Raw genomic sequence first — 26,498 nt, forward strand, 5'->3', positions numbered from 1 at the left:
CGACTGTAAACAGTCGACCTCTGACCTTGGGAGAATACGATGGCCGCGACAGCAGCCCTGCTGGGACTGGAAAAGAAAAGCCTCCGCGAGCAGGCAGTGGCGGCGTTGCGCACCGCCATCACCAGCGGCGCCCTCGAGCCCGGCCGCCACATGGTGGAAACCGAGCTGTCCGAGATGCTGCAGATCAGCCGCGGAACACTCCGGGAGGCCCTGCGGCAACTCCAGCAGGAAGGCCTCGTGTCCGCGGGCGCCCGCGGCAGGCTCTCCGTCCGCCACCTGGACGCCAAGGAAATCCGCGACATCTACTCCGTCCGGGCCGCCTTGGAATCCCTGGCCGCCCGCACACTCTGCGAACTGCCGGACCGCCAGCACGTCATCGGGTCGCTCCGCGCAGCCATCCAGGCCATGGAAGCGTCTACCCACGGCACGCTGGAGGAGCGGGTTGAATCCGACCTCGACTTCCACCGCACCATGTGCCGCCTCACCGGCAACGAGACCCTTCTCCACTCCTGGGAATCCCTGGAAGGGTCCATCCGGATGTCCATCATGTTCGCCGGACTCGAAAAAGGCGTGCGGAACATGAGCGTGGACCGGCACAACGACATCGTCGCCGCGATCGAAACGGGCGACGCCACCCTGGCCCGCAACACCATCCGCGAACACATGGACTCCGCCGCCGCCGTCCTCGTCGCGTAGCGGCCTTTACCCCCGCCGCGCTGCCCGCTGAGGGGAGGTCTCGACTTTACCCCCGCGGAAAACGAGATCCCGTCTTTCGCTGCCCTACGACCGGCCAAAAGGGTCCCGAGGAACAGCGTCGGCGTGTCCGGTCCGACACGCCCGAAGCGCGTTTAGCCGGCAAAGGCCCTGGGTATCTGAACCAGTGCACCGTAGGACTACTGGTCTCGAGCGGCCTTTTTGGCCTCGGAAAGGCGGTGATCATGGATCGCCACACATCTGCCACCTGGGCCTCGGGCCAGACAGCCCGGGATGCTGCCCTCGACGTCCTTATCCCCACCTGCAACAGGCCGGCAGAAGTGGCTGTCACGCTGGCCGGCCTCGCAGCGCAGAGCGGGCCGGCCTTCCGGCTGGTGGTCAGTGACCAGTCGGACGGACCGCCGGCCTGGGAGCATCCGCCGGCGGCCAGCCTGCTCCGGGTCCTCCGCGCGCAGGGCACGGCAGTTGAGCTGCACCGCCACCTGCCGCGCCGCGGTCTTGCCGAACACCGCCAGTTTGCACTGGAGCAGGCGCGGGCGGACAAAGTGTTGTTCCTCGATGACGATGTCTGGCTGGAGCCGGGCGCGCTGGCCAGGATGAGTGATGCCCTCGATGCCCTGGGCTGCGGCTTTGTGGGCATGGCCCCTCAGGGCCTCTCCCATTTGGATGACCGCCGTCCCGAGCAGACCCGCACCTTCGCACCGTGGCAGGGGCCCGTGACCCCGGAGCGCATCCGTCCCGGTGAGGAGGGCTTCCAGCGCTGGCCACTGCACAGCGCAGCAAATCTGACACACCTAAGCGCCGAGCTGGGGCTGGGGCGAGAGCAGTGGATTCCGTACAAGGTGGCCTGGCTGGGCGGGTGCACCATGTTCCGCCGCCAGGCCTTGGAGGAAACCGGGGGATTCCGGTTTTGGACCCAGCTGCCCCCCGAGCACTGCGGTGAGGACGTCGTGGCCCAGTGGCGGGTAATGGAGCGGTTCGGTGGCGCGGGCATCCTTCCGTCGGGCGCCGTCCATTTAGAGTCGCCCACCACTGTTACAGACCGCCGGGTGGAGGCCTTCGACGTCGTACTGGCGGACAACCCGAGCGATGCAGAGCAGCAACTAGCCGAAAGGTAATGACATGGCCGAAACACCCAACCCCATCCAGATCCAAAAGTTCCTCAGCGGGATCGACTATCCCGCCAACCGGGAGGCGCTCATCTCCCGGGCCAAAGAGTCGGGTGCCGACAGCAATGTTCTGGATGCCCTCCAGAGCATTCCCGACAAGGAATATGACAGCCCGACGGCGGTAAGTTCCGCCGTCTCGGACGTCTAGGTCCGCTACTGCCCGGCTATACTCGGCTGCAGTCATGAGCAGCCTTCCCCCAACCAAGCTTCCCTCCGCTCCCAGCACGGTCCGCGTCGACGCCTGGTTGTGGGCGATCCGCGCCTACAAGACCAGGTCCGCCGCCACCGCCGCGTGCCGCGCCGGGCATGTGCGCATCAACGGAAACCCGGCCAAGGCCTCGCAGTCGCTCGTGCCCGGCGACACCGTGCGCGTCCGCCAGCCCGGTTATGAGCGCATCCTCGAGGTGCGCAGGCTTATCGCCAAGCGGGTGGGTGCAGAGGCAGCGTCGCACTGTTTCACGGACCATACACCTCCCCGGCCCGTGGCGCCGGCGCTCGGGCTGCCGCAGCGGGACCGCGGGACCGGCCGTCCCACTAAGAAGGACCGCCGCGAAATGGAGCGCCTGCGCGGACCCGGCTGACAGCGGCTTCGGCTGACAGCGCCTCAGTCCTTCACCTGCTCCCGGCCTTCCCGCACCTCGAACTCCCCTACCTCCAGGTCAGCGGCACCGAAGGCGGCAGGCAGGAGGGTCAGGTGGACGGCACCTGACGACGTCGCCTTGCTCCCGGCCAAGGTAAACGCCGACGGCGTGACGCCGGGTTCGAAGAGCCGCTTGCCCTGGCCGAGGACCACGGGGAAGATGATCAGCCGGTACTCGTCCACCAGGCCGGCGTCGTGCAGGGCGCGGACCAGCCGGTAGCTGCCGTGGACCTGGAGCTCCCGGCCCGGGCCCGATTTGAGGTCGTCAACGGCTTCGAGGAAGTTCGCGGGAAGGATGGAGGTGTTGTTCCACGTCGCCTCGGTAAGCGTTGAGGACACCACGTACTTGGGCAGGCTGTTGAGCGCCCTGGCAACGGCGTCGTCCGGGTCCGTGACCTGCTCCCAGTAAGGCTGGAACATCTGGTAAGTGGTGCGGCCGAGCAGGATCGCATCGGCTTCGGCGAACCACCCGTTCACGATCCTGCCCATGTCCTCGTCGAAGAGCGGCACCAACCAGCCGCCGAATTCGAAGCCGCCGCTGGTGTCCTCGTCCCTGCCGCCCGGGCCCTGCATGACGCCGTCGAGGCTCACGAAGGTGTGAACGGTGAGTTTCATGACGGCCCTCTTAGTGGAGTGGTTTGTGGACTTGCGACCGGGGCTTCGCCGGGGTCGACGGGGCCCATGTCGAGCCGGAACGGAGGATATTCGTCCCGCATCAGCGCCACGTATGCCGCGACGCGGTAAACCCAGCGGTTGAGGCCGATCAGCAGGTCGAACAGGGCCCGGAGGTACCTGCCGGTGAACAGCAGAATGACGCCGGCAATGAAGGCCAGCAGCGTGAGCAGCGAGACCGCGCTGCCTGCCGTGTAGCCCCCGGCCCCGGCGAAGTCATCATCGGAGGAGGCCACCCAGGTACGTGAGGATCCCGCGAGCACGCCCAGAATCAGGAGGTGCGGGATGGCCAGCAGCCAGGACTTCACCAGCACCAAACCGCGCGAGAGGTGGTCCGGATAGTCGACGTCAAAGTCGGCCGGGTAGTCGGTGCGGGCCAGGGTGAAGGGCGGGTAGCGGTCCGTCCCGATCGCCGTGAAGGCGTAGAAGGACACCCGCCAGCTCCAGCGCAGCACGCCCACGTTGAAGTTGAACAGCGAATGCGGGTAGCGGGCAGTGAACAGGATCGCGAACCACGCCACGATGCTGGTGACAATCAGGGCGAACCAAAGGAAGAACAGGACGATCAGGTGCGGGATGGCCAGGAACCATTTGACCAGCCACATCCACCGGGACAGGGCCGGGTCGACATGACCGGTCAGGCGCGCCGGGTACCTCGGGTTCTCAAATTGGTCGACGACGGCGGGTGGTGGCGGTGCGACCGCCCCGCCACCGGGGGCGGGATAGCCCGGAGCCGGGTAGCCGGCGGCCGGGTAAGCAGCTGCCGGGTACGCACCCGGCTGCATGCCGGGAGGACCTGCGCTGCCGGGAACACCGGCGCTGCCTGGTGGCACAGCCGCGCTCCCGGGTGGTACTCCTGCATTACTTTGCGGGACACCCCGGCCTTCCCCCGGCACGGCAGAACTGGCGAACGGCCCGGTGGCGGCGGCAGCGGCGGGAGGTCCCGCCGTCGGGGTTTCCACTGGTGGGGCATGCCCCGCGAGTGGATGACCAGGGGGATAGTGACCAGGTTGGTACTGGCCTGGTGGATAGTGGGTCGGGGGAAGATGCGGCGGCGGGCCGTGCCGTCCGAGCCCCATTGCACCCGCAACGATCAGTGGCACTCCGATGACCAGCAACACGATCCCGGCAATGAGCAGCCACAGGAACAGCGGCCACAGCAGGTCGGAGCGGACGCCGCCCTGCAGATCCACGGAAACCGGGGCGGTAGCGTCGGCGTTCATGACCACCACGGTCCAGCTGCCGGGAAGGATGTTCCATTTGAGTTCTTGCGTGCCGGTGCCTTCGGCGGATGTGGCCCAGAAATTCTGGGCACCGGGGCGGGCAGGCGTCCGCGTGCCGGGCACTTCGGTGTAGTCGACCCTGAAGGGCCGCAGATTCAATTCCCGGATTTCGGAGCGCTTGACGCCCTCGAGATAGCGCGCCGCGTCCTGCTGCGGTGCGATGCCAATGAAAATCCCCTTGCCGGGAGTGGCTGCCGCTCCGCGGAGCAGGATGCTGCCTGCCGTTTCCGAAGGAATGACGTCCGGCAGCCTGCCTCTGACCATGACGTCCAGCCCTGCCGTGGTGATGGCGGAGGACGCGGCGTCGAACCGGTGCGATTGGGTGGTGAAGTAGCCTTCGTCGCGCTGCTGGAAGTTGAGCCAGCCCACCCCGGCTGCGCCCGCCAACAGCCCCAGTCCCAGGAGCGCGGCGATTGTACCGAGGACGAGCATCACCATGCGGCCAGGTTTCATGCCGGTTCCTTATCTCTGGCCCTGCGGCGGGCCGCCACCCGTGGTTCGGCATGGCTGGGTTGGGCGGTGCCCGGTTCCATGGCAGTTGCTTGGGCGTCGTTTGATCCGGCGGTGCGTGATCGGGCGGTGGATGGTTCGGCGTTGCGTTCCTGGGTTCTGCTGGCCTTGTCGCTGTGCTTGCCGTCCGGGTGCTTGTGATCGCCGCGCCCGTGAGTGAATGAGGGGTGCGCGTGGATGCCCGGCCGGGGGTCCAGAATGCTAAGCCGGCAAGGCTTCTCGGACGTGCCTTCACCGCTGAGTTGGGTGAGCTGGGCGGGATCATGGAGCGCGGTGATGGTGTCCATGGCGGCACGTGCCATCGACAGGTCCAGAATGATTTCCTTGCCCGGCAGCAGAGTCCTGGCACGCCGCGCAACAACATAAAGCGCCCGGATGTTGGCGGGCGTCAGGGTTCCGCGGACCTCGATGCAGGCGCGCTCCATGTTCGCGTCGATGTGGACCACGACCTTGAGACGGTGATGACTTGCGGTGATGTCCACGGCGCTCACGTCCCCTTGGCGGGCAGTCGCTGCCCAAGTCGACTCGGCCGGAACGCATCAAGGGACCGGATATTAAAGTTCATGTGGCGTACGCCTCCCCGACTTCATTGTCGGAACCGTGTCACGTCCAGAATGCACCCTGTTGTCAGCGCTGGGAAGAGGAGTTCCGGTGGAGCCCTGGCGGTGCGGGGCAACGAAAGAGGGGCGCGGCGCGGATTGGTGCTGACCGGATACCTGCCTAGCCTGTTCCTATGCCCTCCAGCCAGGACCGCCCAGCAGCCCAAGACCCGATGCTCACGGACATGGTGCTCGCATCCGTGAGGCTGCCGGGCGACACAGAGTGCTCCAACCTCCATATTCGCAACGGCAGGGTGTCCGCAATCACCGCAGCCGGAGAACGCCCCGAAGGTTCCACGGCAGCGGATGCCCAGGTGCTGGATCTCGGGGGACGCTTCGTCATCCCCGGGCTGTGGGACGAGCACGTCCACATGACGCAGTGGGCGCTGGCTGCCAACCGGATCGATCTGTCCGGCGCCGCTTCGGCGACTGCCGCCGTCGAGCTTGTCCGGAAGCGGAGTGCCGCGGCAGGCGGGGCCAGCACGGTGGTGGGCGCCGGCTTCCGCGACGCCACTTGGGGCGACGTCCCGAGCGCCCGAATGCTCGATGACGCCACCCGGGGAGTCCCCACCGCCCTGATCAGCCATGACCTGCATTGCGTCTGGCTGAATTCGGCGGCCGCGCGTCGGTACGGAGTTCAGCTCCCGCCAGACGGCCTGCTCCGGGAGGAGCCCGCGTTCGCCCTCACGCGCGAACTCGGAAAACTGCCCGACGACGTCGTGGACAGCTGGGTCGGCACGGCAGGCCAGGAAGCCGCCGCCCGTGGTGTTGTGGGCGTGGTGGACCTGGAAATGACGTGGAACCGCGACGTCTGGCTGCGCCGGATAGCCGGCGGATTCCGCTCGCTGCGCGTGGACGCGGGCGTGTATCCGGAGGATCTGGGGCGGGCGGCCGCTGCCGGGATGCGGACGGGACAAATGGTCCACGGCGGTGCTGGCCTTCTGCGGGTGGGTCCGCTGAAGGTACTCATCGACGGCTCCCTCAACACGCGTACCGCCTTTTGTGTTGACCCGTACCCGCACGGCGGGCACGGCATCCTGACCGTGAGCGAACCCGAACTGGTTGCCCTGCTCGCCAGGGCCCGGGGGACGGGCTTCGTTCCGGCGGTCCATGCCATTGGCGACGGCGCCAACAAGGTTGCGCTGGATGCCTTCGCCGAAGTTGGGATCGGCGGCCGGATCGAGCACGCCCAGTTTGTACGGCAGGAGGACTTCGCCCGGTTCGGTGAGCTTGGCCTGACGGCCAGCGTCCAGCCCGCCCACGCGCCCGACGACCGCGACGCCGCTGAGGCCAACTGGGCCGGCCGCACTGACCGGGCCTTCCCGCTGCGCTCGCTGCTGGACGGCGGGGCGCGGCTGGCGCTCGGGTCCGATGCGCCGGTGGCACCCCTTGATCCGTGGCTGGCGATGTCCGCCGCGACATCGCGCGCGCGTGAAGACGGCCGCGGCCCCTGGCACCCGGAGCAGGCCCTGACCCGCGAGGAGGCACTGCTCGCCTCGACGCGGGGGTACTGCCGGATCCGGACCGGTGATGTGGCGGATATCGCCGTGCTGGACGCTGATCCCCTTGCCGTGCCCGATGCCGTGTTCGCAACAATGCCCGTGGCTGCCACGCTCATGGCGGGCGGGTTCACGTTCCGGGGCGCAGGGGTTTAGGCGTCCTGTTGGATCGGCGAAAACTCCCCCAAGCACCCTTACGGTCAAAAGCGTAGAGTGGCCTAAGACGCCTGATTCTTGGACGCCATGCAGCTAAGGGAGAAATCGTGACGATTGACTGGGACGAAAAGAAAGCCCTGCTACAGGAACCGAACATCGCAGCAGTGACGCAACTGTGCGATGAACTTATGGAGAAGAAGCCGGGATCCATCGTCCCCTACATCGACCCCGTCCATGACGAGGACGAATGCCGCATAGTCACTCTCCAGGTAAGCCCGGGCAAGGGAACCGAATCCGGTTTCGTTTCCCATTTCAACGACGACGAGGCGGCCCGGCGCGCCACGCAGATCTACGAGCTCGCCGAACTGGACCCGCGCTACGTCATGCCGTGGAATGCCTACCCGTGGGTGCGTGACCCGGACATGCCCTCCGCCCTTAGCATCCAGGAGAAGACCGACGGACTTCGGCCCTTCCGGCAGTTCATGAAGATCAACCGACGCGTCTCGGCCGTCATCGCCCATGGAACCGACGCCGCCACCTTCCTGACGCTCTTCGAGAAGACCTACCATTACTCGCTCAAGAACAGCGGCATCAAAATCTACAAGGCCAGCGCGCTCGGCGGCCGGGCCTTTGCTGTTTCCGAGGCCAAGCAGGAAGAGCTCCTGACCAAAAGCGTGGACGTCTACAAAGACGCCATGCAGCGCGCGGGCATCCAGCACCTTTAGCTGCCTGCTCCCAAATCGGTAAAAACACGTGCTCGACTGGCTGCTCGATTCCGACCCGTCGATCCGCTGGCAGGTCCTGCGCGACCTGGCGGATGCCCCTGCCGAAAAGGTCCGCGCCGAACGTGCCCGCGTGGCCGCCGAGGGCTGGGGTGCGCGCATGCTCGCCCTGCAGGGCGGCGACGGCCAGTGGGACGGCGGCACGTTTTTCCCGGTCCCGTATGACGGCTCCGAGCCGGGCCAGCCGTGGACCGCCACCACGTACAGCCTGCTTTTCCTGCGCGACCTCGGGCTCGAGCCCGGAAGCGCAGCAGCCTGCCGGGCAGTGGCAAAAGTCCGGGAGAACAGCCGCTGGGAGGAGGGCGGCCAGCCGTTCTTCGACGGCGAGGTGGAGCCCTGCATCAACGGCAAGGCGGTCGCCCTCGGAGCGTACTTCGGCGAGAACGTCGACGGCATCGTCCATCGGCTCCTCGGCGAGCAGCTCGCCGACGGTGGCTGGAACTGCGAGGCGGAGCGGGGATCTGTGCGGTCCTCGTTCGCAACCACCATAAACGTGCTGGAGGGGCTGCTGGAACACGAGCGGGCTACGGGCGGAACTCCGGAATCCGTGGAGGCGCGGAAGCGGGGCGAGGAGTATCTGCTGGAACGTGCGCTGCTCCGGCGCAAGAGCACGGGCGAGCTGGTGGACCCGGACTGGCTGCAGTTTTCCTACCCGACCCGCTGGTTCTACGATGCGCTCCGCGGCCTTGACTACTTCCGCGACGTCGGCGGATCCCCGGACAGCCGCCTCGCCGAGGCCATCAACCTGCTCCGCTCAAAACGGCAGCCCGACGGAATCTGGCTACTCGAGAACACCCACCCGGGACGCATCCACTTCGCCATGGAGGACGGCGACGGACGCCCCAGCCGCTGGAACACGCTTCGGGCCCTGCGCGTCCTCAGCTGGTACGACGGCGGTCCGGAACTTTAGATGGCCCTGCCCCATTTGGCTTCCGGAGCTTTAGGCTGCCCGTCGCATTAGCTTCCGGGGCTCACCCCTCCAGCAGCCTCCGCCGGTGCTTAAGCTCCTTGACCCACGCCCTGGTGACCATGTCCGGAAAAGGTGAGGCGCCGCCGTCGTCCGTTGAAACGGCAGCCCTTGCCGTGAACGCCGTTGAAGCGAAGGCCGTCCCGGCCTCGAGATCAGCCAGCAGAGGGCCCGCGGCCTTCAACGCCAGATCCAGCGCCTGCACCGCCGTGCGTTCGGGCAACCCGAGGCCTGCGGCCCAGGCCAGGAAGTGCTTGCGCGAGATGCCGCTACGCTTGCCGCCGAGCGTCAGGGCGAGCGTCTTGTCCCCGTAGACCACTGTGGAGGGAATGTCGTAGACGGGCGCGATGGACCATTCCCCGTGCGGCTGCTGCACCATGGACACGTTTTTCGCATGCAGGTCGCCGTTGCCGCTCAGCAGCGCGAAGGCGGCCTGGATGGCGAGGTTCCGCAGCGCCGGGAGCGGCGCCGCGCAGTACTCGGATAGCGCATGGCATACCGTTCCGAAGCCCACGTTGTACTTGTCCGCCGGGTACAGCTTCAGGACCTGCGCGCCGTCCTCGACGGCGAGTCGCTGCACCGCGTCCGGGGCACCTGCCGCACCGGCCGCCGTCCCGCCTGCTGCTGTCCCTCCTGCCAGGGGCACCCGGTCGAACCGCTCCACCAGCAGCCCCGCCCGGCCGGCGACGTCACGCATCAGCTGCACCCGGCTCAGCGGAATCCGCAGCTTCGCCGCGTAGCGGAACATGATGAACTCGTTCTCCACCACGTGCGGGAACTCCGGGGCGTTGAGCTTGAGGATGAACCGGCGTCCGGCGCTGGCCACGGGCATGGAGATCATCCCGGCGGACAGCTTGTCCTGCACACCGGCGAGTGCCACCGGATCGATCAGGCCCGAGTCGCCCAGCAGCTCGTCAAAGTCCACGGGCGTGCGCGGGTCCACCTCGACGGCGTGCTCCTCCGGGTCCAGTGGCTCCCCGTGGCCCACGATCTGCACGTCGCCCACCGGATTGCCACCGGCGGCGATCAGCAGCGAGAGGTCATCGTCCGCGCTGGTCTTGATGGACCGCCGCAGCGCGTTCAGCCGCCGGCCCTCAGGGAGCAGACCGGTGAAGTACGGCGGTGCGGCCCCTGCTCCGGAGAGCACAGGTTCCGCTGTAAGCGGCAAGGAACTCGCGACGGCGGGGCGGCCGCTCTGCAGGTACGGCGGAAGGTAGCTGAATCTGGTGCCGCCGTCGTGCCGTTCCAGCCGGGCGGCCAGGACGCCACGCTTGTAGATGTCGGCGATCCGGTGCCTCACGGCTGATTCTCCCGTTCGCCGGGCTCGTTGCCTTCCGGCGGGCCGGAAGGCAACGGGACGTCCGACGGCGGTTGTGCCACCGGCAGCTCCGACGGCTGGGTCACCAGCGCGAGGGCGGCGGCGCTGGTCCGGGTGGCGAGCTGCAGCTCAAGTCCGAGCGTGTCCAGCAACGCCAGCAGGGTGTCCAGCCGGAGGCTCTGCTTGCCCTGCTCGACGAAGCGGACGAAGCGTTCGGAGACCCCGGCCATGTCGGCGAGGTCCTGCTGGCTCAGGCGGAGGTCGGCGCGCCGGGCACGGACGGCCGCGGCGAGCTGTGTGGTGAAGGGGTTGGCCACCGCGCCTCCTCAACAAATAGGAACGATCGTGCCGGTTTTCTCGTAGATCCCACGCTACGCCCGACCACTCCAAGCGCGCAAGGCTTGGATCGGAACGATCGTACCGACCAGACCATCCGCTCTCCCCGGGCACGGGACCTTCGCGTCCGGACCGGTTCAAGTTTCCGGTTGACACCCGCCTGTGACCCGTGCCATATTTTTAATCGTGAACCTGTCAGACAGCCGGACAGCCGGACAGCAAAGCGGAATGAGCGCCGTTCCGCTGGCGCGCCTCAGTGCAGCCGAAGCTGTCTTCAACGCTATCCGCAGCGACATCCAGAGCGGCGCGCTGGCCGTTGGCGCCAAGCTCAGCTCCGAAGCATCATTGGCCTCGCAGTACGGCGTCAGCCGCTCGGTGATCCGGGAGGCCCTGCGTTCCTGCACCGCCCTGGGCTTGACCGTAACCAAGACAGGCCGCGGCACGTTCGTCGTCGCCGACCATGTGGCCAACGACCTCGTCCTGGGCCAGTTCTCCGCCCGGGACCTCACCGAGGCACGCCCGCACATCGAAGTCCCCGCAGCCGGCCTCGCCGCCGAGCGCCGCACCACCGAGGACCTGGAAATCCTGCGCGGCATGATGGCGTCCATGGCTGCGGAGACCGATCCAGAAGCGTGGGTCGCCCTTGACTCCAGCTTCCATGCAGCCATCGCCCGCGCCAGCGGCAACAAGGTGTTCGAGAGTGTGGTGGCGGACATCCGCGACGCCCTCGCCCACCAGTCCGAAACCCTCAACATGGTGGCAGACCGCCAGCACGCCTCCGACGTCGAGCACCGCCTCATCCTGGGCGCCATCGAAGCCGGGTCCGCGGCAGACGCCAGCGCCGCCATGGCTGAGCACCTGCGCGCCGTCGGTGAAGCCCTCGATTTCATCCTCAACCAGTAACGGCAGCCTTCCCGGCACCAGCCACACCCGACTCAACACATCAACACCCAACGCAGAGGACACCATGCCTTCCCCCGCCATGCCGGCAAGCCACTCCCTTTCCGCGCCTCCCGCACCAAGAGCGATCCTGCCGCGGCACGAGCCCCTCGCTTTCCAGACCCGCGACGGGCTGGTCGAAAGCGTCCACTACGGCTCCCTGATCGCCACCGCGCCCGACGGCCGCACCCTGCTCTCCGCCGGCGAACCCCACGCCGCGTTCTACCCCCGGTCCTCGCTCAAGCCCCTGCAGTCCGTGGCCATGGTCCGGGCGGGACTGGACCTGCCTGCCGACCTGCTGGCCCTCACCGCCGCCAGCCACTCCGGCGCAGCCCGGCACCTCGACGGCGCCAGCCGCATCCTGGAACTCCACGGGCTCACGCCCGCAGCACTCGAAAACAGCACCGACCTCCCCTACGGCATCCACGAGCGCGAGGAGTGGCTGCGCGATGGCGGCCATCCCACGCAACTGGCCCAGAACTGCTCCGGCAAGCATGCCGCCATGGCCGCTACCTGCGTCATCAACGGCTGGCCGGTGCAGGGCTATCTCGACCCCTCCCATCCGTTGCAGAGGCTCGTCGCCGAGACCGTCACCGACCTGACGGGCGAGGAACCCGCCGGTATCAGCACCGACGGCTGCGGCACCCCGCTGTTCGCCCTCACTCTTGCCGGCATGGCCCGCGCCTTCGGCCGCGTCGCCTCGGCCGAACTGGCTGATGGTGCGTCCGCCCCCGAAAGCCCGGAAGCCGCCGTCGCGCATTCCATGCGCCGCCATCCGGAAATGGTGGCTGGCGAGGGCCGCGACGTCACGGACCTCATGCGCCTCCTGCCCGGCGCCCTGGCGAAGGACGGCTTCGAGGGCGTCCAGCTGGTTGGGCTGCCGGACGGACGCGCCGTTGCCGTCAAGATTTCCGACGGCGGTGACCGGGCCCGGATGCCCGTCACCGTCCGCGCGCTGGAAGCGCTCGACGTCGACACCTCCGCCCTTGCGGGCATCGCCACCGGTGCGGTCCTCGGCGGAGGCCGCCAAGTGGGCCTGCTGCAGGCCGCAGACTTTTCCTCCCTGTCCCCGACCGACGACGTTCTCTAAGGACTGCAAATGACCGAAACCCAAACCCTGCCGGATGCCCCTTCCCAGGGCGGCGTGCGCTCCGAGCACGATCTGCTCGGCGACCGCGACATCCCCGCCGGTGCCTACTGGGGCGTCCACACGCTCCGCGCCGTGGAAAACTTCCCCATCACCGGGCAGCCGCTCTCCAGCAACATGCACCTGGTCCGCGGCCTCGCCGCCGTGAAACTGGCGGCAGCCCGCACCAACCTTGAGCTCGGGCTGTTGGACGCCGAACGTGCCGCGGCCATCGAACAGGCTTGCACCGATGTGATGAACGGCGAGCTCAGCGAGCAGTTCGTCGTCGACGTGATCCAGGGCGGCGCGGGAACGTCCTCGAACATGAACGCCAACGAGGTCATCGCCAACCGGGCACTGGAAATCCTTGGCCATCCCAAGGGCCACTACGCGCGGCTGCACCCCAACGACCACGTGAACCTCAGCCAGTCCACCAACGACGTCTACCCGACCGCCGTGAAGCTCGGCACCATCTTCGCTGCCCGCGAGCTGCTCTCCGCGCTGGCGGAGCTGGAGGAAGCGTTCGCGGAAAAGGCCATGGAGTTCCGCACGGTGGTAAAGATGGGCCGCACCCAGCTGCAGGACGCCGTTCCCATGACCCTGGGGCAGGAATTCGGCACCTACGCCGTGACCATCGGCGAGGACCGGCAGCGGCTGGCCGAGGCCGACCTGCTCATCCACGAGATCAACCTCGGCGCCACCGCGATCGGCACCGGCCTGAACGCCCCCGCCGGCTACGCCGAGGCAGCCTGCCGCCACCTGGCCGAAATCACCGGACTGCCGCTGGTCACCGCCGTCGACCTCATCGAGGCCACCCAGGACGTGGGCGCGTTCGTCCACCTCTCTGGCGTGCTCAAGCGCGTGGCCGTCAAGCTGTCCAAGATCTGCAACGACCTCCGCCTGCTCTCCTCCGGACCGCGCGCCGGCTTCGGTGAGATCAACCTCCCCGCCGTCCAGTCCGGATCCTCCATCATGCCCGGCAAGATCAACCCGGTGATCCCGGAAGTGGTCAGCCAGGTGGCCTACGAGGTCATCGGCAACGACGTCACCATCACGATGGCCGCCGAAGCCGGGCAGCTCCAGCTCAACGCCTTCGAACCCATCATCGTGCACAGCCTGCACAAGAGCATCTCGCACCTCGAAGCAGCCTGCCGCACACTCACCGCACGCTGCGTGCGCGGCATCACCGCCAACACCGAACACCTCCGCCTCACCGTGGAACAGTCCATCGGCCTGGTGACCGCCCTTAACCCGCACCTCGGGTACGCCACTGCCACCGCCATCGCGCAGGAAGCCCTCGCCACCGGCAAGGGCGTGGCCGAACTGGTCCTTGAACACGGCCTGCTCACCGAAACCCAGCTGCGGGAGCTCCTCAGCCCCGAACGCCTGGCCAACCTCAGCAAGTAGTCCCCAACCGCCCCCTAGCACCGCCGGTTGAGCCTGCCGAAACCAGGTCTCGACAAGCTCGACCGGCGAGCACCGCCACCACTGCTGTTCCCCCGAACCGGAAACCAAAGGATCCCCCATGTCCAACTCCCCACAGGGCGCCGCCTCGAACGCGGCGGTCACTGACCATACGGTCCCGGCCCAGGCACACGCCACCGAAAACCTTCTCCATGCCGAGGACAAGGGCTACCACAAGAGCCTGAAGCCGCGGCAGATCCAGATGATCGCCATCGGCGGTGCGATCGGCACCGGCCTGTTCCTCGGCGCCGGAGGCCGGCTCAACGCCGCCGGGCCCTCCCTGGTCATCGCCTACGCCGTCTGCGGCTTCTTCGCCTTCCTGATCCTGCGCGCCCTCGGCGAACTGGTCCTGCACCGGCCCTCCTCAGGCTCGTTCGTCTCCTACGCCCGCGAATTCTACGGCGAAAAGGCAGCCTTCGTCTCCGGCTGGTTCTACTGGATCAACTGGGCCACCACCACCATCGTCGACATCACCGCCGCCGCCCTCTACATGAACTTCTTCGGCAACTACATCCCCTGGATGGCCGACGTTCCCCAGTGGGCCTGGGCACTGACCGCCCTCGTCGTCGTCCTCTGCCTGAACCTCGTCTCCGTCAAGGTCTTCGGCGAAATGGAATTCTGGTTCGCGATCATCAAGGTCGCCGCCCTCGTCGCCTTCCTGCTCATCGGCACCTACTTCGTCATCTTCGGCACCCCCGTCCCCGGCCAGGAAACCGGCTTCAGCCTCATCACCGACAACGGCGGCATCTTCCCCAACGGCCTGCTGCCCATGATCATCCTCATGCAGGGCGTCCTGTTCGCCTACGCCTCCATCGAACTCGTCGGCACCGCCGCCGGCGAAACCGAAAACCCCGAAAAGATCATGCCCAAGGCCATCAACTCCGTGGTCTTCCGCATCGCCGTGTTCTACGTCGGCTCCGTCATCCTGCTGGCCCTGCTCCTGCCCTTCACCTCCTACCAAAAGGGCGTCAGCCCCTTCGTGACGTTCTTCGGCTCCATCGGCATCCAGGGCGTGGACGTCATCATGAACCTCGTGGTCCTCACCGCGGCCCTGTCCTCCCTCAACGCAGGCCTCTACTCCACCGGCCGGATCCTGCGCTCCATGTCCGTGGCCGGCTCCGCCCCCAAATTCGCCCAGCGCATGAACAAAGCCGGCGTCCCCTACGGCGGCATCGCCATCACCGCCGGCGTCTCCCTGCTCGGCGTCCCGCTGAACTACCTCGTCCCCTCGCAGGCCTTCGAAATCGTCCTGAACATCGCCTCCGTGGGCATCATCGTCACCTGGGCCACCATCGTCCTGTGCCAGATCCAGCTCAAGCGCTGGGCAGACAAGGGCTGGCTCAAACGCCCCTCGTTCCGGATGTTCGGCGCACCCTACACCGGCTACCTCTCGCTGCTCTTCCTCGTCGGCGTCCTCGTCATGGTCTTCATCGACTCACCCCTCACACTGCTCGTCACCCTCATCGCCATCGCCCTCATGGTCACCGGCTGGTACGCCTGCCGCAAACGCATCCACGAAATCGCCGAAGCCCGCGAAGGCTTCACCGGCATGTCCCCCGTCATCGCCAACCGCCCCGGCCCGGGCGGCGCGGACCGGATCTAACCCGCAACTCACCCCTGCAGCTCTGCGCGGGCTGAGCGCGAACGGACACTTGAGGCCCCAGTCTGAGGGCCCCAAGTGTCCGTTCGCGCTTAAGCAAATGCAGCCTTTCCCGGAGCCTATTGACGCCCGATTGGGGCAGGTCTAATCTCAGCCGCATCCGCGGCTTCGCCGAAATCACAGAAGATCAAGGGAGTGTCATCATGCCGGAATTCATGGACGTCCACCGCAACATGACGGGGATTACCGAGGAGGATCTGAAAGCAGCCCACGACGCCGACCTTGCCATCCAGAGCGAGGAAAACGTCGAGTTCAAGTCAGCGTGGGCAGACCCGGACGCCGGGGTTGTCTACTGCCTCTCGGAGGCGCCCTCGGCCGACGCTGTGCAGCGCATTCACGAGCGGGCGGGGCACCGCGCAGATGAGGTACACCCCGTTCCGCTGAGGGTCTGAGCCCCAGCCGCGCGCCCCCCGCCACGCATTTTTGCACCGCTTTCCCGTGCCGGCTGAACCTTCGGCCGGGGCAACGCGGGCGCGCGCACTCGGGGCCCGGTGAAAGTGGTGCAGAAATGCCAAGCGCCCTGCGCCGGGCAGGCTCCTTCCGCCGACAATCGGCCTACCATGGAGGCATCCGGGGCGAGGTCCGCGATGAGCGGTGCCTCCACGGTGCGTCGAAGGGCCGGACCAATGGACGTCGTTGTCATCGAAACCTCGCAGCTTGGGGACCGCAGCTACCTGGTCCATGACGGCCGCGTGGCGCTGGTGGTCGATGCCCAGCGGGACACGGACCGCATCGAGGAGGCCGCAAGGAACGCCGGGGTGCGGATCACCCACGTGGCTGAAACCCACGTCCACAACGACTACCTCACCGGCGGCCTGATCCTCGCCCGCGCCCACGGTGCCAAGTACCTGGTGAACGCCGCGGACCAGGTGGCCTACGAGCGCGAGCCGGTTGAGGACGGCCAAACCCTGCAGATAGGCCGGCTCACGCTCCGCGCAGTGGCCACTCCCGGGCACACCCACACGCACCTGTCCTACATCATCACGGACGGTCCGGGCCGGGCCGTGTTTTCCGGCGGCAGCCTGCTCTTCGGCTCCGTGGGCCGCACCGACCTCCTCGGTCCCGGAGACACCGCCGGGCTGACACGGGACCAGTACGCGTCCGTCCACCGGCTTGCGGACGAAGCCGGACCCGATGCTGCGCTCTACCCCACCCACGGGTTTGGCTCGTTCTGCTCGATCGGGCCCGCCGCGCGTGCAGAGACGTCAACCATTGCGGAGCAGCGAGAAGCCAACCATGCACTGACGGATCCGGATTCCGAGCACTTCGCGGCCGAGCTCACGGCCGACCTCTCCGCGTACCCTTCCTATTACGCCCACATGGCCCCCATCAACATGACTGGCCCCGAGCCTGCGGACCTGAGCCTGCCGGAGTCACTTGGCGCCGCTGAGCTGACGGAGCGGCTGGCGAACGGCGAATGGGTGGTTGACCTGCGCCGCCGCGTTCTGTTCGCCAGCAACCACCTCCGGGGCACCGTCAGTTTCGAATACGGCTCGGGGCGAAGCTTCAGTTCCTACCTCGGCTGGGTTCTCCCATGGGGCGAAAAGCTGACGCTTGTCGGCAGCCGCGAGGATCTGCAAGACGCCATCCGGGACCTTTCCCGAATCGGCATCGACCGCCCTGATGTCGCGGTGGGAACCGAACCTGGCGAACTGGCGCCGGGAGCTCCCGTCGCCTCTTATCCCCGGGCCGGCTGGCCCGCCGTCGTTCATGAAAAGCCCGACGGCGACCCCGTACTGGACGTGCGGCGCAGCGACGAGTTTGCCGCCTCCCACGTGGCAGGCGCCATTAACGTTCCGCTGCACGAACTGCTGGACCGCCTCGACGAATTGCCTGCGGGGTGTTTGTGGGTGCACTGCGCCACCGGCTACCGCGCCGGCGTCGCGGCCAGCCTGCTGCAGCGGGCAGGGCGGGACGTGGTGCAGATCGATAGCCCGTTCCGGGACGCCCCGGCCGCAGGCGTCGCCTTGCAGATGGAGCCGCTGCAGCGGCGGTGACGGTCCTATCCGTAACCGGTGTTCGAGTCGAAACTGCGAAGTCTAGGTTGCAAAGGAGAACAACGATGGATGCTGAAGGCAAAGTAGTTGTGGGCGTGGACGGCTCGGATTCCTCGGTGGAGGCCCTCCGTCTGGCGGCGCGGCTGGCACCGGGCCTGGGTGGCCATGTCCATGCCGTGGCCTGCTGGCACTTCCCGGAAATGTATGCCGGATACATCCCCCCGGATTTCGAGGCGTTCGAGGCCTTGACCGCCAAGATCCTGGCCCAGTCCATCGAGAAGGCATTCGGACCGGACGTCCCGGAGACCCTGACCAGTGAGCTGGTGCGGGGGCCAGCCCCGGCCACGCTGGTGGAGGCGGCCGCCGGAGCGGCGTTGCTGGTGGTGGGGCGCAGGGGCCACGGCGGATTCATGGGCCTGCACCTCGGCTCGGTGAGCACCGCCTGCGTTGCGCACGCCGACTGCCCGGTCCTGGTGGTGCACAGCAAGGATGACCACGAGCGCACCCGCCATTTCCGCAGGGGCGCCGCATCGAAGGACGCACACAGGGACGTATCCGTGGACGCAGCGAAGCGCTGACCATCCCGCGTAACGCAACACACCTGCAACCCCGTGCCGGCGCGTCATCGCCTATGCTCGGCTGAGCAGCTCAGAACTGGCTCAACGTCGAACCACGGGAGACAACCTCATGACCAACTGGCGGATCAGGGACTTCCACTCCGCGGACCTGGACGGCATCCTGCACCTTTGGGAGTCGTTGAAGGCCACCAACGTCGAGCCCGTCTACGCGCTTTCCGAGGTGCTGGCGTCCTGCGAGAAGGATCATGCCGTGGTGGCAGTCCTCGGCGATCAGGTGGTGGGCGCCGCCGTCGGACGTGCCGCGCACGACCAGGGCTGGATCGTCTTCCTGGCCACGCTGCCCGAATTCCGCGGCCGCGGCATCGGCACCTCCCTGCTGGCCGCCGTCGAAAACCGGATGGCGCCCCACGGACTGAATAAGCTCTCAGCCCTGATGCCCGAGTCGGAGACCCGGGTGGAGGCCTTCCTGAGCCGCGGCTTCGTGCTCAAGAAAAACCTGCGCTACTTCGAGCGCACCATCCCCGTGCAGCGGCAGGAACTCGAGCCCCTGGGCCTGCTGGGCGGACGCATCCTGGCCCGGGACCTGTGGGAGAACGTGGCCGGCATGCGCCGGGAGAAAGAGCTCCTGGAGCGCCGCCTGGTCCTGCCGCTGGCCGAGGCGGACCTCGCCGACGAATTCGGCGTGGTGCCGCCGCGGGCAGTGGTGCTGTTCGGGCCCCCCGGGACCGGCAAGACCACCTTCGCCAAGGCCATCGCCTCCCGGCTGGAGTGGCCCTTTGTTGAAGTCTTTCCCTCCCGGCTGGCCTCCGACCCCAAGGGCCTGGCCGGCGCTCTGCGGGAGACGTTCCTGGAGATCTCGGAACTGGAGCACGCCGTCGTGTTCATCGACGAGGTGGAGGAGATCGCCTCCCAGCGCGCCGGGGACCCGCCGTCTCCGCTGCAGGGCGTCACCAACGAACTGCTCAAGATCATCCCGGCCTTCCGCGAACAGCCCGGCCGCATCCTGGTCTGCGCCACCAACTTTATCCGCGCCCTCGACTCCGCCTTCCTGCGGCACGGCCGGTTCGACTACGTGATCCCCATCGGCCTGCCGGACCGGCAGGCCCGCGAAGCCATGTGGCAGCGCTTCATCCCCGCCGCCGTCGTGGACGACGTGGACGTGGAGCAGCTCGTGGACCGGACCAAGGGCTTCTCCCCCGCGGACATCGAGTACGCCGCCCGAAGCGCCTCCCAGCGTGCGCTGGAAAAGGCGGTGTACGACGACGGCGGACTGGCTTCCGGGGGCGGCGTGGCCGTCCGCGAGGCGGTCCGGAAGGGTCCCGCCACCCAGGACTACCTCGACGCCATCGCGGACACCCGCACCACCGTCAGCGATGAGGTGCACCAGGAGTTCCTGGAGGACATCGACGCCCTCGGCCGCGTGTAGCGCCGTTTAGACGCTTCCCCGCCGAATCGACGGGGGCGAACGTCAAGCGTGCAGGGAACGTCGAAATGGCCACTGGGAGAGGAGAGGCGTGATCCTGTTTCTCACGATCGTCAGCGGAGTGGCCTGGACCGTCGTCTATGTCGGGGCGATCAGGCTGGGCTTCCGGCAGCGCACCTACGCCATCCCGGCGGCGGCCCTGGCGCTCAACTTCGCCTGGGAAGCCATCTACGCCGCGCGGTCCGTGGCCACGGGAATATCGGCGCAGGGTGTCTTCAACATCGTGTGGGGCCTGGCAGACGTCCTCATCCTCTACACCTTCCTCAGGTTCGGGCGGGGTGAGCTGCCGCCGTGGGTCACGCGGCCGCTCTTCCTGGCCTGGGCCGTTCTGCTGGGCATCACGTCGTTCGCAGTGCAGCTGCTCTTCGTGGCTGAATTCGGCTGGGACGACGCCACCAAGTACGCCGCGTTCCTGCAGAACCTGCTGATGTCCGGTTTGTTCATCGCGATGTTCGTCTCGCGCGGCAGCGGCCGGGGCCAGTCGCTCGTCATCGCCTTGGCCAAGTGGATCGGCACGCTTGCTCCCACCATTGTTTACGGCGGGTACGGAAACTCGCCCCTGATCCTTGGGCTCGGAGCGCTGTGCAGCGTTTTCGACCTGGCGTACATCGCCCTACTCTGGCGGGCACGTGGACGCGCTACTGTTTGATTCATGCCCTCTAATCCGCTTCGGCACGCCGTGGCCCGCATGGGCGGCCGGGATCCGCACCAGCCGCACCGGACAGCCACCCCTCTGGAGCTCTTCTTCGACCTGACCTTCGTGATCGCCTTCGGAGTGGCCGGCAGCCAGTTCGCCCACGAGATCGCGGAGGGACACTTCGGCGCCGGGCTGCTCGGCTTTTCCTTCGCGATGTTTGCCGTGATCTGGGCGTGGATCAATTTCACGTGGTTCGCCAGCGCCTACGACACCGACGACTGGGTGTTCCGGGTGGTCACCATGGTTCAGCTGCTCGGCGTCCTGATCCTGGCGATGGGCATCGAACCCATGTTCCACTCCCTGGTGGAGGGGAAGCACGTGGAGAACACGGCCATCGTCGGCGGCTACGTCATCATGCGGCTGGCCCTGGTCTCCCAGTGGCTGCGCGCTGCCCGGCAGGACCCTGCCCGCCGGCAGACGTGCCTGCGCTACGCGGGATACCTGGCGGTGGTCCAGCTTGGGTGGATCGCGGTGCTGTTCATCCAGGCGGACGTGGCCACCACCTTCCTGATGATTGCTCCGCTGTACGTGCTGGAGCTGGCCACCCCGTACGCCGCCGAGCGGAACGCCACCACGCCCTGGCACGCGCACCACATCGCCGAACGCTACGGCTTGCTGGCCATCATCGCGCTCGGCGAATGCCTGATCGGCGCCGTCGAGACGCTCCGGGCCATCGTAGCCAACCATGGCTGGTCGGTTGATGCCGCCTTGGTGGGTTTCGGCGGCACCGCGCTGGCCTTCAGCATGTGGTGGATCTACTTCATCCTGCCCGCCGGCCGGGCCCTGCACCTGCAGCGGCACCGTTCCTACTTCTTCGGCTACGGCCACATCCCTGTCTTCGCCGCGATCGCCGCCACGGGAGCTGGCCTGCATGTCGCCGCCTACTACATCGACGATGCCGCCCACATCAGCGCCGCCGTCGCAGTCGCCAGCATCGCCGTGCCCGTGGCGCTGTTCAAGGTCTCGCTCACGGCACTCTTCAGCCTCATGACGTGCCTCGACCGCACCCTCATCGCCGTCACCACCGGAGTAGTATGCGTACTCGCCGGAACCGTGGTCCTGGCGGCGGTGGGCATGTCCGTTCCCGTCTGCCTGCTCATCATCGTTGCCGCGCTCGGGGCCTCGATCATTATCGATGAACGCCGGAGCACGGACCTGCTCCACGCTGCGCTGGAGAAGCTGGAGCAGCGGTCCAAGACCGCCTGACGCGCTCCGCTACGCCCCCGGCCAGACCCATGGCTCACGAGGGAGGCTGGCAGGCGAAAAGCGCTCGAGGGCGGTCTGGAGCGATGCACCAGGCAAACCAAGTGACTCCAGGATCTTGCGCTGCACAGCTTCCGCGGGGATTCCGACGGCGGCCAGGTCACCCAGGGTGACCGCGCCGTCTCGTTTGGCCAGCCGGACGCCATCGGCGTTCACCACCAGCGGCACATGGGCATATTCCGGAATGGGCATATTCAAGAGCGACGCGAGATATGCCTGCCGGGGCGTGGACGGCAGAAGGTCATCGCCGCGGACCACCTGGTCGATGCCCTGCTCGGCATCATCCACGACGACGGCCAGGTTGTAGGCAGTCACGCCGTCGTTTCGGCGCAAGACAAGGTCGTCCACCATGCCCGTGAACGTCCCGTGCAGCACGTCCTCCACCGTCCACTCGGGCACAGAGGAACGCAGACGGATCGCGGCCGGACGGGTGGACCGCTTGAACTCGAGCTCGGCCGCCGGCAGTCTTCTGCATGTGCCGGGGTAGGCTCCCTGCGGCGCGTGCGGCGCGGAGGGTGCCTCCTGGATCTCGCGGCGCGTGCAGAAGCATTCGTATGTCAGGCCGGCCGCGGCCAGCCGTCCGATGGCCGCCGTGTACAGCGGTCGGCGGTCCGTCTGGCGCACCACTGCACCGTCCCAGGTCACTCCGACGGCCGCCAGGTCCCGCAATTGCACCGCTTCAGCCCCTGCCCGCGCGCGGTCGAGGTCCTCGACGCGCAGCAGAAACCGACGGCCGGTGGAACGGGCAAAGAGCCAGGCGAGGATTGCCGTCCGGAGGTTTCCCACATGCAGCTCACCGGACGGGCTGGGGGCGAAGCGGCCAGCGCGAGTCATGCCCTCCACCCTATGCCGAACACCACAAGAGCCCCTCAGCTACCGCGCGCTCCGGGCGTTGGCCGGGAATCGGTGGCTCAGGGGCTCTTGCCGCGCCTGTCCCTGACGGAACTCCGTTCCGGAAATCGAGGCACTTCCTGCGGAGAGACGAATGCGTGAACAAGTGTCAATCAGCGGCTGCCTCCTTGCGGGAAGCGAGATCCAGGGGGCCGGGTGGTGTGCCGGGAGCCTGTAGCCTGCTGGCTGCGGGGGTAACCGTCGCCTGCGTTGCCACTATCTGAGCAGAAGACTTACAGTAGGCGCAACGGGCACCGCACCGGATGGTCAATCTGACCAGTTGCGCGCCACAAAGCAGGACAGGAAATGATCAGATTGCAGCAGCTCGACGCCACCGACCGGAGGATCCTTTCCGCCCTGGACGAGGATCCGCGGCTGCCCATCATGGTCCTGTCCCAGCGGCTGGGCCTGGCCCGCGGTACTGTACAGTCGCGCCTGGAGCGGATGACGGCGTCGGGCGCCCTCCGGCCCAACAGCAGCCGTGTACTGCCTGCAGCGCTGGGCCGCGGCGTTGCCGCCGCGGTCAGCGCCGAACTGGACCAGAGCCACCTCAACGAGGCCATCGCTGCGCTGCGCGAAATCCCGGAAGTACTGGAGTGCCACGCCCCAGCCGGCGACACGGACCTGCTGATCCGGGTGGTGGCCACCAGTCCTGATGACCTGTACCGGGTTTCTGAGGAGATCCGGCTGTGCCCGGGAATTGTGCGGACGTCCACGAGCATGTTCCTGCGCGAGGTGATTCCCTACCGCACCACGGGCCTCTTAGAGCACTGACTTGGGTCCGTCGGAGGGCCGCTCCGATACTGCGCAAATCATTGGGGGAAACTGCGGATATTCTGGCGGCTGTCCTGCGGTGGCGACTGTAACCTGATTCAGCATCTGCAGCAGCACTGGGCACGCAGCGGGTGCATTGTTCACTCAGGGTCTCCGCCGGGGGTCGGTCTCAATAAGGAACTCAATGCGCTCTTTTTCCCGTTCAATCGCGTCGGTCACCGGCTTGCTGGTTCTCGCCGCGGGCCTCGTCTCGCTTCCCGCCACCGCAATGGCAGCCACGGATCCTGCCTTGAACGGCACGTCGCTGCCGGTGCAGTCCCCGACGGAACAGGAGCACCACGGATACGAATCCGCGCCGGGCGTGCCGATGGACGGGCCGCCAGGGGGGCTGGCCCTGGAGACTGAGGCCGGGGTGACCGCTCCCGTTCCAATCACGGTCAAACTAGTCGTGGCCACCCTCGTCGATAACAAGACCGTCGTTCCGATGGCCCAGGCCGAAACGGCCGTGACGGCCTCCAGCAACTACTGGAAGGCGATGTCCGCCGGCCGCATCTCCATGACCGTGACCGAGCGGGCCAATTGGGCCTCCACGACGGCGAGGTCGACGGACTCGTACTACGACATGATCAACAAGATCACGAGCGAGCTGAAGTGGACCTACGCGGCCAACAAAGCGCTGGTGATCTTCGTGCCCAGTGCCACGCTCTCCGGCGGCGCCCTGGGTGCCGGCTACAGCAGCAACGGCAACAGCGGGCGGGTGCTGATGCCGAAGATCAGCGGCTTCACCAGCAGCGTGATCGCGCACGAGTTCGGGCACGTCTTGGGTTCGATGCACGCCGACGCCCTGCAGTGCAGCAGCGGAATCTCGGATGTCGGCGTCACCAGCACCGGGCAGTTCAGCGACTCCTCCTGCTATATCCGGGAATATGGCGACAGCACCGACCTGATGGGACTGTCCAGCTACAGCATGCCCGTGATTAGCGCGCCGTTCTGGGAAGCCAGGGGCCTGGGCAATGGCACTGACATCCGCGACCTCGGCGTGGCTTCCAGCGTGAAGAGCTACACGCTGAAACCCTGGGGCGACACGAAGCTCTCCTACCGCGCGGTGAAGTTCACCGATCCGGCCAGCAAGGAGGTCTACTACCTGGAGCTCCGGCAGCCTGCCGGCTACGACACGTACCTGGCTAGCGGGCCGGCGGGTAACCGGGGCGTGAAGGTGGTCCAGCGGGGCGGCGCCACCCCCTCGTCCTCGCTGGCGCTGATGCCGTCCACCGTTCCGTTCAGCGGGTACTACGCCACCAATCACACCTGGCAGGCCGGCAGCACGTTCATCACGCATGCGGGAACCAGGGTCACCATCAATGCCGTCACCGCCACCTCGGCCACCGTCACCATCGACGCCGACCTCGCCCTGCACACCAAGATCCAGTTCTCGGCCGGCGACTTCAACGGGGACGGACGGGCCGATGTCATGTCCCGCGAAACCGACGGTTCGCTTCTGCTGCTGCCCGGCCTGGCCGGAAACAAGATCGGCCCGGCAGCAAGGCTGGGCGGCGGCTGGAACATCTTCAACACTGTAATCGGGGACGCTGACTACACAGGAGACGGACACGCGGACGTACTCGGGCGCACCTCCGAAGGTGTCCTGTGGCTATACCCAGGCAACGGACAGCGTGGCTTCCTTCCCCGCATCCGGATTGGTGCTGGCTGGCAGATATTTGAGCGCATCGTGGCACCCGGGGACCTGACGGGCGATGGGAAAAGCGACCTGACGGGCATCAAGCCTGACGGCACGCTCTGGCTGTACCCCGGCACGGGAGCTGGCGGCTTTCCCACAACAAAGCAGGCGGGATCCGGTTGGAACACCTTCACGGCAGTGGCATCAGCCAGTGGATTTGGCGGCAAACGGGGAGGGCTGATGGCCCGCACCAAGGACGGGACGCTTTACTTCTATCCCGGCAACGCAATCGGAGGATTCCTCGCGCCCACGCGGCTCGGGGGCGGATGGGCCTCATTCAAGGACTTCATCGGAGGCCACGACTTCAACGGGGACGCGAAGACGGACTTTCTGGTTACGACTTCAGCGGGCTCCATGACCGTGTATCCGGGCAATGAAACCGGCCGTTTTGCCACCCGAATTTCTGTGGGTACCGGCTGGGATAGGTTCCGGCAGGTGTGGGAGGCCGGCGACGCCACTGGTGACGGCATTCCCGATGTCTTCGCCCTGACAACGCAAGGCACCTTGTGGCTTCACCCCGGCAACGGTTCCGGGAGCTTCCAGCCGGCCAGGCAGCTGAATTCCGGGTGGCAGACTTACGACCAGATTTTTACTGCCGGAAACTTTGACGGAGCAGGCGGTCCTGACCTGATTGCCAGGGCGGCCGACGGGGTGCTCTGGACCTACCCCACCGATGGGAAAGGCAAACTCTTTCCGAGAAAACTACTGGCGACGTCCTTGAAGGGATTCACCCGGTTTCTTTCGCCCGGTGATTTCACCGGCGACGGCCGGAGCGATTTGCTCGCGCAGTCGGCCGACGGCAAGCTTTGGCTCTACCCGGGCAACGGGGTTGGAGGCCTCCAGGCTGCCCGGTCACTCGGGTTAGGGTGGAACGCCTTCAACCAGATCGCTGCCGCCGGCGACTTCACCGGGGATGGGAAGAACGACATCATGGCCCGAACCACTGACGGCGTCCTGTGGCTCTATCCAGGTAATGGCACCGGCGGATTCGTTCCGCGCACGCAGCTCGGCAGTGCCTGGAACATGTACAAAGCGATAGCTAATGTTGGCGGCCTGGCAGGAACCAGCAGCCCCGGCATGATTGCCGTTGCACCGGACGGACTTCTGTGGCTTTACTCGGGCAACAACCGGGGGAACTTCCAGGCATCCATACTGAATCCCCGCTGAGCACGGGAGACAGTTAGGCGCGAACGGACACTTGGGGCCCCTGATCCACTCGGATTCGGGGCCTCAAGTGTTCGTT

25 protein-coding genes are annotated in these 26,498 nt (G+C 67.0%); 19 read left to right on the forward strand and 6 right to left on the reverse strand.

Features of this window, described 5'->3' with window-relative positions; all coding sequences use genetic code 11:
• Nucleotides 1–39 precede the first annotated feature (39 nt).
• From QFZ33_RS00190 to QFZ33_RS00205, 4 genes are all read left to right on the forward strand, one after another.
• Complete coding sequence (locus tag QFZ33_RS00190; RefSeq protein WP_307023747.1) at nucleotides 40–696, forward strand: GntR family transcriptional regulator; 657 nt, start codon at nucleotides 40–42, stop codon at nucleotides 694–696.
• Between the two features lie 242 nt (nucleotides 697–938).
• On the forward strand, nucleotides 939–1,832 hold the full coding sequence (locus QFZ33_RS00195) for a glycosyltransferase family 2 protein (protein ID WP_307023749.1): 894 nt from the start codon (nucleotides 939–941) through the stop codon (nucleotides 1,830–1,832).
• Between the two features lie 4 nt (nucleotides 1,833–1,836).
• Nucleotides 1,837–2,031: a DUF2795 domain-containing protein gene (locus QFZ33_RS00200; protein WP_307023750.1), complete on the forward strand. Its 195-nt coding sequence runs from the start codon at nucleotides 1,837–1,839 to the stop codon at nucleotides 2,029–2,031.
• A gap of 34 nt (nucleotides 2,032–2,065) precedes the next feature.
• Complete coding sequence (locus tag QFZ33_RS00205) at nucleotides 2,066–2,464, forward strand: RNA-binding S4 domain-containing protein (protein WP_307023752.1); 399 nt, start codon at nucleotides 2,066–2,068, stop codon at nucleotides 2,462–2,464.
• A 23-nt stretch (nucleotides 2,465–2,487) separates the two neighbouring features.
• Here QFZ33_RS00205 and QFZ33_RS00210 read toward each other — a convergent pair whose 3' ends face one another.
• From QFZ33_RS00210 to QFZ33_RS00220, 3 genes are read right to left on the reverse strand one after another with little or no spacing between them, the layout of a single operon-like run.
• Nucleotides 2,488–3,138, reverse strand: a complete 651-nt coding sequence (locus tag QFZ33_RS00210; protein WP_214857806.1) for a dihydrofolate reductase family protein — start codon at nucleotides 3,136–3,138, stop codon at nucleotides 2,488–2,490.
• Entirely contained in the window at nucleotides 3,135–4,931 is a 1,797-nt protein-coding gene (locus tag QFZ33_RS00215; RefSeq protein ID WP_307023754.1) for a DUF4389 domain-containing protein, read from the reverse strand. The genes QFZ33_RS00210 and QFZ33_RS00215 overlap by 4 nt, the downstream gene beginning before the upstream one ends.
• Entirely contained in the window at nucleotides 4,928–5,479 is a 552-nt protein-coding gene (locus QFZ33_RS00220; RefSeq protein ID WP_307023756.1) for a hypothetical protein, read from the reverse strand. The genes QFZ33_RS00215 and QFZ33_RS00220 overlap by 4 nt, the downstream gene beginning before the upstream one ends.
• A 242-nt stretch (nucleotides 5,480–5,721) precedes the next feature.
• Here QFZ33_RS00220 and QFZ33_RS00225 point away from each other — a divergent pair, with 242 nt between their 5' ends.
• From QFZ33_RS00225 to QFZ33_RS00235, 3 genes are all read left to right on the forward strand, one after another.
• Nucleotides 5,722–7,242, forward strand: a complete 1,521-nt coding sequence (locus QFZ33_RS00225; protein ID WP_307023758.1) for an amidohydrolase — start codon at nucleotides 5,722–5,724, stop codon at nucleotides 7,240–7,242.
• Nucleotides 7,243–7,349: 107 nt separating this feature from the next.
• Nucleotides 7,350–7,967, forward strand: coding sequence for a uracil-DNA glycosylase (locus QFZ33_RS00230; protein ID WP_307023760.1), 618 nt, complete (start codon nucleotides 7,350–7,352; stop codon nucleotides 7,965–7,967).
• A 28-nt stretch (nucleotides 7,968–7,995) separates the two neighbouring features.
• A complete protein-coding gene (locus QFZ33_RS00235; RefSeq protein ID WP_307023762.1) occupies nucleotides 7,996–8,934 on the forward strand; it encodes a hypothetical protein in 939 nt (312 codons plus the stop codon).
• A 61-nt stretch (nucleotides 8,935–8,995) separates the two neighbouring features.
• Here QFZ33_RS00235 and QFZ33_RS00240 read toward each other — a convergent pair whose 3' ends face one another.
• Together QFZ33_RS00240 and QFZ33_RS00245 are read right to left on the reverse strand one after the other, a co-directional pair.
• Entirely contained in the window at nucleotides 8,996–10,291 is a 1,296-nt protein-coding gene (locus QFZ33_RS00240) for a type II toxin-antitoxin system HipA family toxin (RefSeq protein WP_307023763.1), read from the reverse strand.
• Entirely contained in the window at nucleotides 10,288–10,626 is a 339-nt protein-coding gene (locus QFZ33_RS00245; RefSeq protein WP_307023765.1) for a type II toxin-antitoxin system Y4mF family antitoxin, read from the reverse strand. The genes QFZ33_RS00240 and QFZ33_RS00245 overlap by 4 nt, the downstream gene beginning before the upstream one ends.
• A 205-nt stretch (nucleotides 10,627–10,831) precedes the next feature.
• Here QFZ33_RS00245 and QFZ33_RS00250 point away from each other — a divergent pair, with 205 nt between their 5' ends.
• The 10 genes from QFZ33_RS00250 to QFZ33_RS00295 all read left to right on the forward strand — a co-directional run bounded on the left by QFZ33_RS00250 (nucleotide 10,832) and on the right by QFZ33_RS00295 (nucleotide 21,795).
• Nucleotides 10,832–11,548: a FadR/GntR family transcriptional regulator gene (locus tag QFZ33_RS00250; RefSeq protein WP_307023767.1), complete on the forward strand. Its 717-nt coding sequence runs from the start codon at nucleotides 10,832–10,834 to the stop codon at nucleotides 11,546–11,548.
• A gap of 64 nt (nucleotides 11,549–11,612) precedes the next feature.
• A complete protein-coding gene (locus QFZ33_RS00255) occupies nucleotides 11,613–12,674 on the forward strand; it encodes an asparaginase (protein WP_307023769.1) in 1,062 nt (353 codons plus the stop codon).
• A 9-nt stretch (nucleotides 12,675–12,683) separates the two neighbouring features.
• Nucleotides 12,684–14,117, forward strand: a complete 1,434-nt coding sequence (locus QFZ33_RS00260) for an aspartate ammonia-lyase (protein ID WP_307023771.1) — start codon at nucleotides 12,684–12,686, stop codon at nucleotides 14,115–14,117.
• 118 nt (nucleotides 14,118–14,235) lie between these two features.
• Complete coding sequence (locus tag QFZ33_RS00265; RefSeq protein WP_307023773.1) at nucleotides 14,236–15,777, forward strand: amino acid permease; 1,542 nt, start codon at nucleotides 14,236–14,238, stop codon at nucleotides 15,775–15,777.
• Between the two features lie 200 nt (nucleotides 15,778–15,977).
• Nucleotides 15,978–16,226 carry an SCO4226 family nickel-binding protein gene (locus tag QFZ33_RS00270; protein ID WP_307023776.1) on the forward strand — a complete coding sequence of 83 codons (249 nt, stop codon included), beginning with the start codon at nucleotides 15,978–15,980 and terminating at the stop codon, nucleotides 16,224–16,226.
• A gap of 234 nt (nucleotides 16,227–16,460) precedes the next feature.
• Nucleotides 16,461–17,831 (forward strand): MBL fold metallo-hydrolase, encoded by a 1,371-nt coding sequence (locus QFZ33_RS00275; protein WP_307023778.1) that lies wholly within the window; start codon nucleotides 16,461–16,463, stop codon nucleotides 17,829–17,831.
• A gap of 65 nt (nucleotides 17,832–17,896) precedes the next feature.
• Nucleotides 17,897–18,409, forward strand: a complete 513-nt coding sequence (locus QFZ33_RS00280) for a universal stress protein (protein WP_307023780.1) — start codon at nucleotides 17,897–17,899, stop codon at nucleotides 18,407–18,409.
• Nucleotides 18,410–18,518: 109 nt separating this feature from the next.
• The gene (locus QFZ33_RS00285) at nucleotides 18,519–19,835 is read left to right on the forward strand and encodes an ATP-binding protein (protein ID WP_307023782.1); all 1,317 of its coding nucleotides are present in this window, start codon (nucleotides 18,519–18,521) and stop codon (nucleotides 19,833–19,835) included.
• 88 nt (nucleotides 19,836–19,923) lie between these two features.
• Nucleotides 19,924–20,541, forward strand: coding sequence for a transmembrane-type terpene cyclase (locus tag QFZ33_RS00290; RefSeq protein ID WP_307023784.1), 618 nt, complete (start codon nucleotides 19,924–19,926; stop codon nucleotides 20,539–20,541).
• A gap of 3 nt (nucleotides 20,542–20,544) precedes the next feature.
• Complete coding sequence (locus tag QFZ33_RS00295) at nucleotides 20,545–21,795, forward strand: low temperature requirement protein A (protein WP_307023786.1); 1,251 nt, start codon at nucleotides 20,545–20,547, stop codon at nucleotides 21,793–21,795.
• Between the two features lie 9 nt (nucleotides 21,796–21,804).
• Here the strand turns inward: QFZ33_RS00295 and gluQRS are convergent, their stop codons facing one another.
• Complete coding sequence (gene gluQRS / locus QFZ33_RS00300; RefSeq protein ID WP_307023788.1) at nucleotides 21,805–22,686, reverse strand: tRNA glutamyl-Q(34) synthetase GluQRS; 882 nt, start codon at nucleotides 22,684–22,686, stop codon at nucleotides 21,805–21,807.
• Between the two features lie 363 nt (nucleotides 22,687–23,049).
• Here gluQRS and QFZ33_RS00305 point away from each other — a divergent pair, with 363 nt between their 5' ends.
• Nucleotides 23,050–23,517, forward strand: coding sequence for an Lrp/AsnC family transcriptional regulator (locus QFZ33_RS00305; protein ID WP_102972436.1), 468 nt, complete (start codon nucleotides 23,050–23,052; stop codon nucleotides 23,515–23,517).
• A 184-nt stretch (nucleotides 23,518–23,701) separates the two neighbouring features.
• Nucleotides 23,702–26,422 carry an FG-GAP-like repeat-containing protein gene (locus tag QFZ33_RS00310; protein WP_307023791.1) on the forward strand — a complete coding sequence of 907 codons (2,721 nt, stop codon included), beginning with the start codon at nucleotides 23,702–23,704 and terminating at the stop codon, nucleotides 26,420–26,422.
• Nucleotides 26,423–26,498 lie beyond the last annotated feature (76 nt).

The sequence above is a fragment of the Arthrobacter globiformis genome (assembly GCF_030815865.1).
Taxonomy (GTDB): Bacteria; Actinomycetota; Actinomycetes; order Actinomycetales; family Micrococcaceae; genus Arthrobacter; species Arthrobacter globiformis_B.

Coding starts and splice junctions, on each gene's coding strand:
- QFZ33_RS00190 (WP_307023747.1), top strand. CDS start 40: ATGGCCGCGACAGCAGCCCTGCTGGGACTGGAAAAGAAAAGCCTCCGC.
- QFZ33_RS00195 (WP_307023749.1), top strand. CDS start 939: ATGGATCGCCACACATCTGCCACCTGGGCCTCGGGCCAGACAGCCCGG.
- QFZ33_RS00200 (WP_307023750.1), top strand. CDS start 1,837: ATGGCCGAAACACCCAACCCCATCCAGATCCAAAAGTTCCTCAGCGGG.
- QFZ33_RS00205 (WP_307023752.1), top strand. CDS start 2,066: ATGAGCAGCCTTCCCCCAACCAAGCTTCCCTCCGCTCCCAGCACGGTC.
- QFZ33_RS00210 (WP_214857806.1), bottom strand. CDS start 3,138: ATGAAACTCACCGTTCACACCTTCGTGAGCCTCGACGGCGTCATGCAG.
- QFZ33_RS00215 (WP_307023754.1), bottom strand. CDS start 4,931: ATGAAACCTGGCCGCATGGTGATGCTCGTCCTCGGTACAATCGCCGCG.
- QFZ33_RS00225 (WP_307023758.1), top strand. CDS start 5,722: ATGCCCTCCAGCCAGGACCGCCCAGCAGCCCAAGACCCGATGCTCACG.
- QFZ33_RS00255 (WP_307023769.1), top strand. CDS start 11,613: ATGCCTTCCCCCGCCATGCCGGCAAGCCACTCCCTTTCCGCGCCTCCC.
- QFZ33_RS00260 (WP_307023771.1), top strand. CDS start 12,684: ATGACCGAAACCCAAACCCTGCCGGATGCCCCTTCCCAGGGCGGCGTG.
- QFZ33_RS00265 (WP_307023773.1), top strand. CDS start 14,236: ATGTCCAACTCCCCACAGGGCGCCGCCTCGAACGCGGCGGTCACTGAC.
- QFZ33_RS00270 (WP_307023776.1), top strand. CDS start 15,978: ATGCCGGAATTCATGGACGTCCACCGCAACATGACGGGGATTACCGAG.
- QFZ33_RS00275 (WP_307023778.1), top strand. CDS start 16,461: ATGGACGTCGTTGTCATCGAAACCTCGCAGCTTGGGGACCGCAGCTAC.
- QFZ33_RS00280 (WP_307023780.1), top strand. CDS start 17,897: ATGGATGCTGAAGGCAAAGTAGTTGTGGGCGTGGACGGCTCGGATTCC.
- QFZ33_RS00285 (WP_307023782.1), top strand. CDS start 18,519: ATGACCAACTGGCGGATCAGGGACTTCCACTCCGCGGACCTGGACGGC.
- QFZ33_RS00295 (WP_307023786.1), top strand. CDS start 20,545: ATGCCCTCTAATCCGCTTCGGCACGCCGTGGCCCGCATGGGCGGCCGG.
- gluQRS (WP_307023788.1), bottom strand. CDS start 22,686: ATGACTCGCGCTGGCCGCTTCGCCCCCAGCCCGTCCGGTGAGCTGCAT.
- QFZ33_RS00305 (WP_102972436.1), top strand. CDS start 23,050: ATGATCAGATTGCAGCAGCTCGACGCCACCGACCGGAGGATCCTTTCC.
- QFZ33_RS00310 (WP_307023791.1), top strand. CDS start 23,702: ATGCGCTCTTTTTCCCGTTCAATCGCGTCGGTCACCGGCTTGCTGGTT.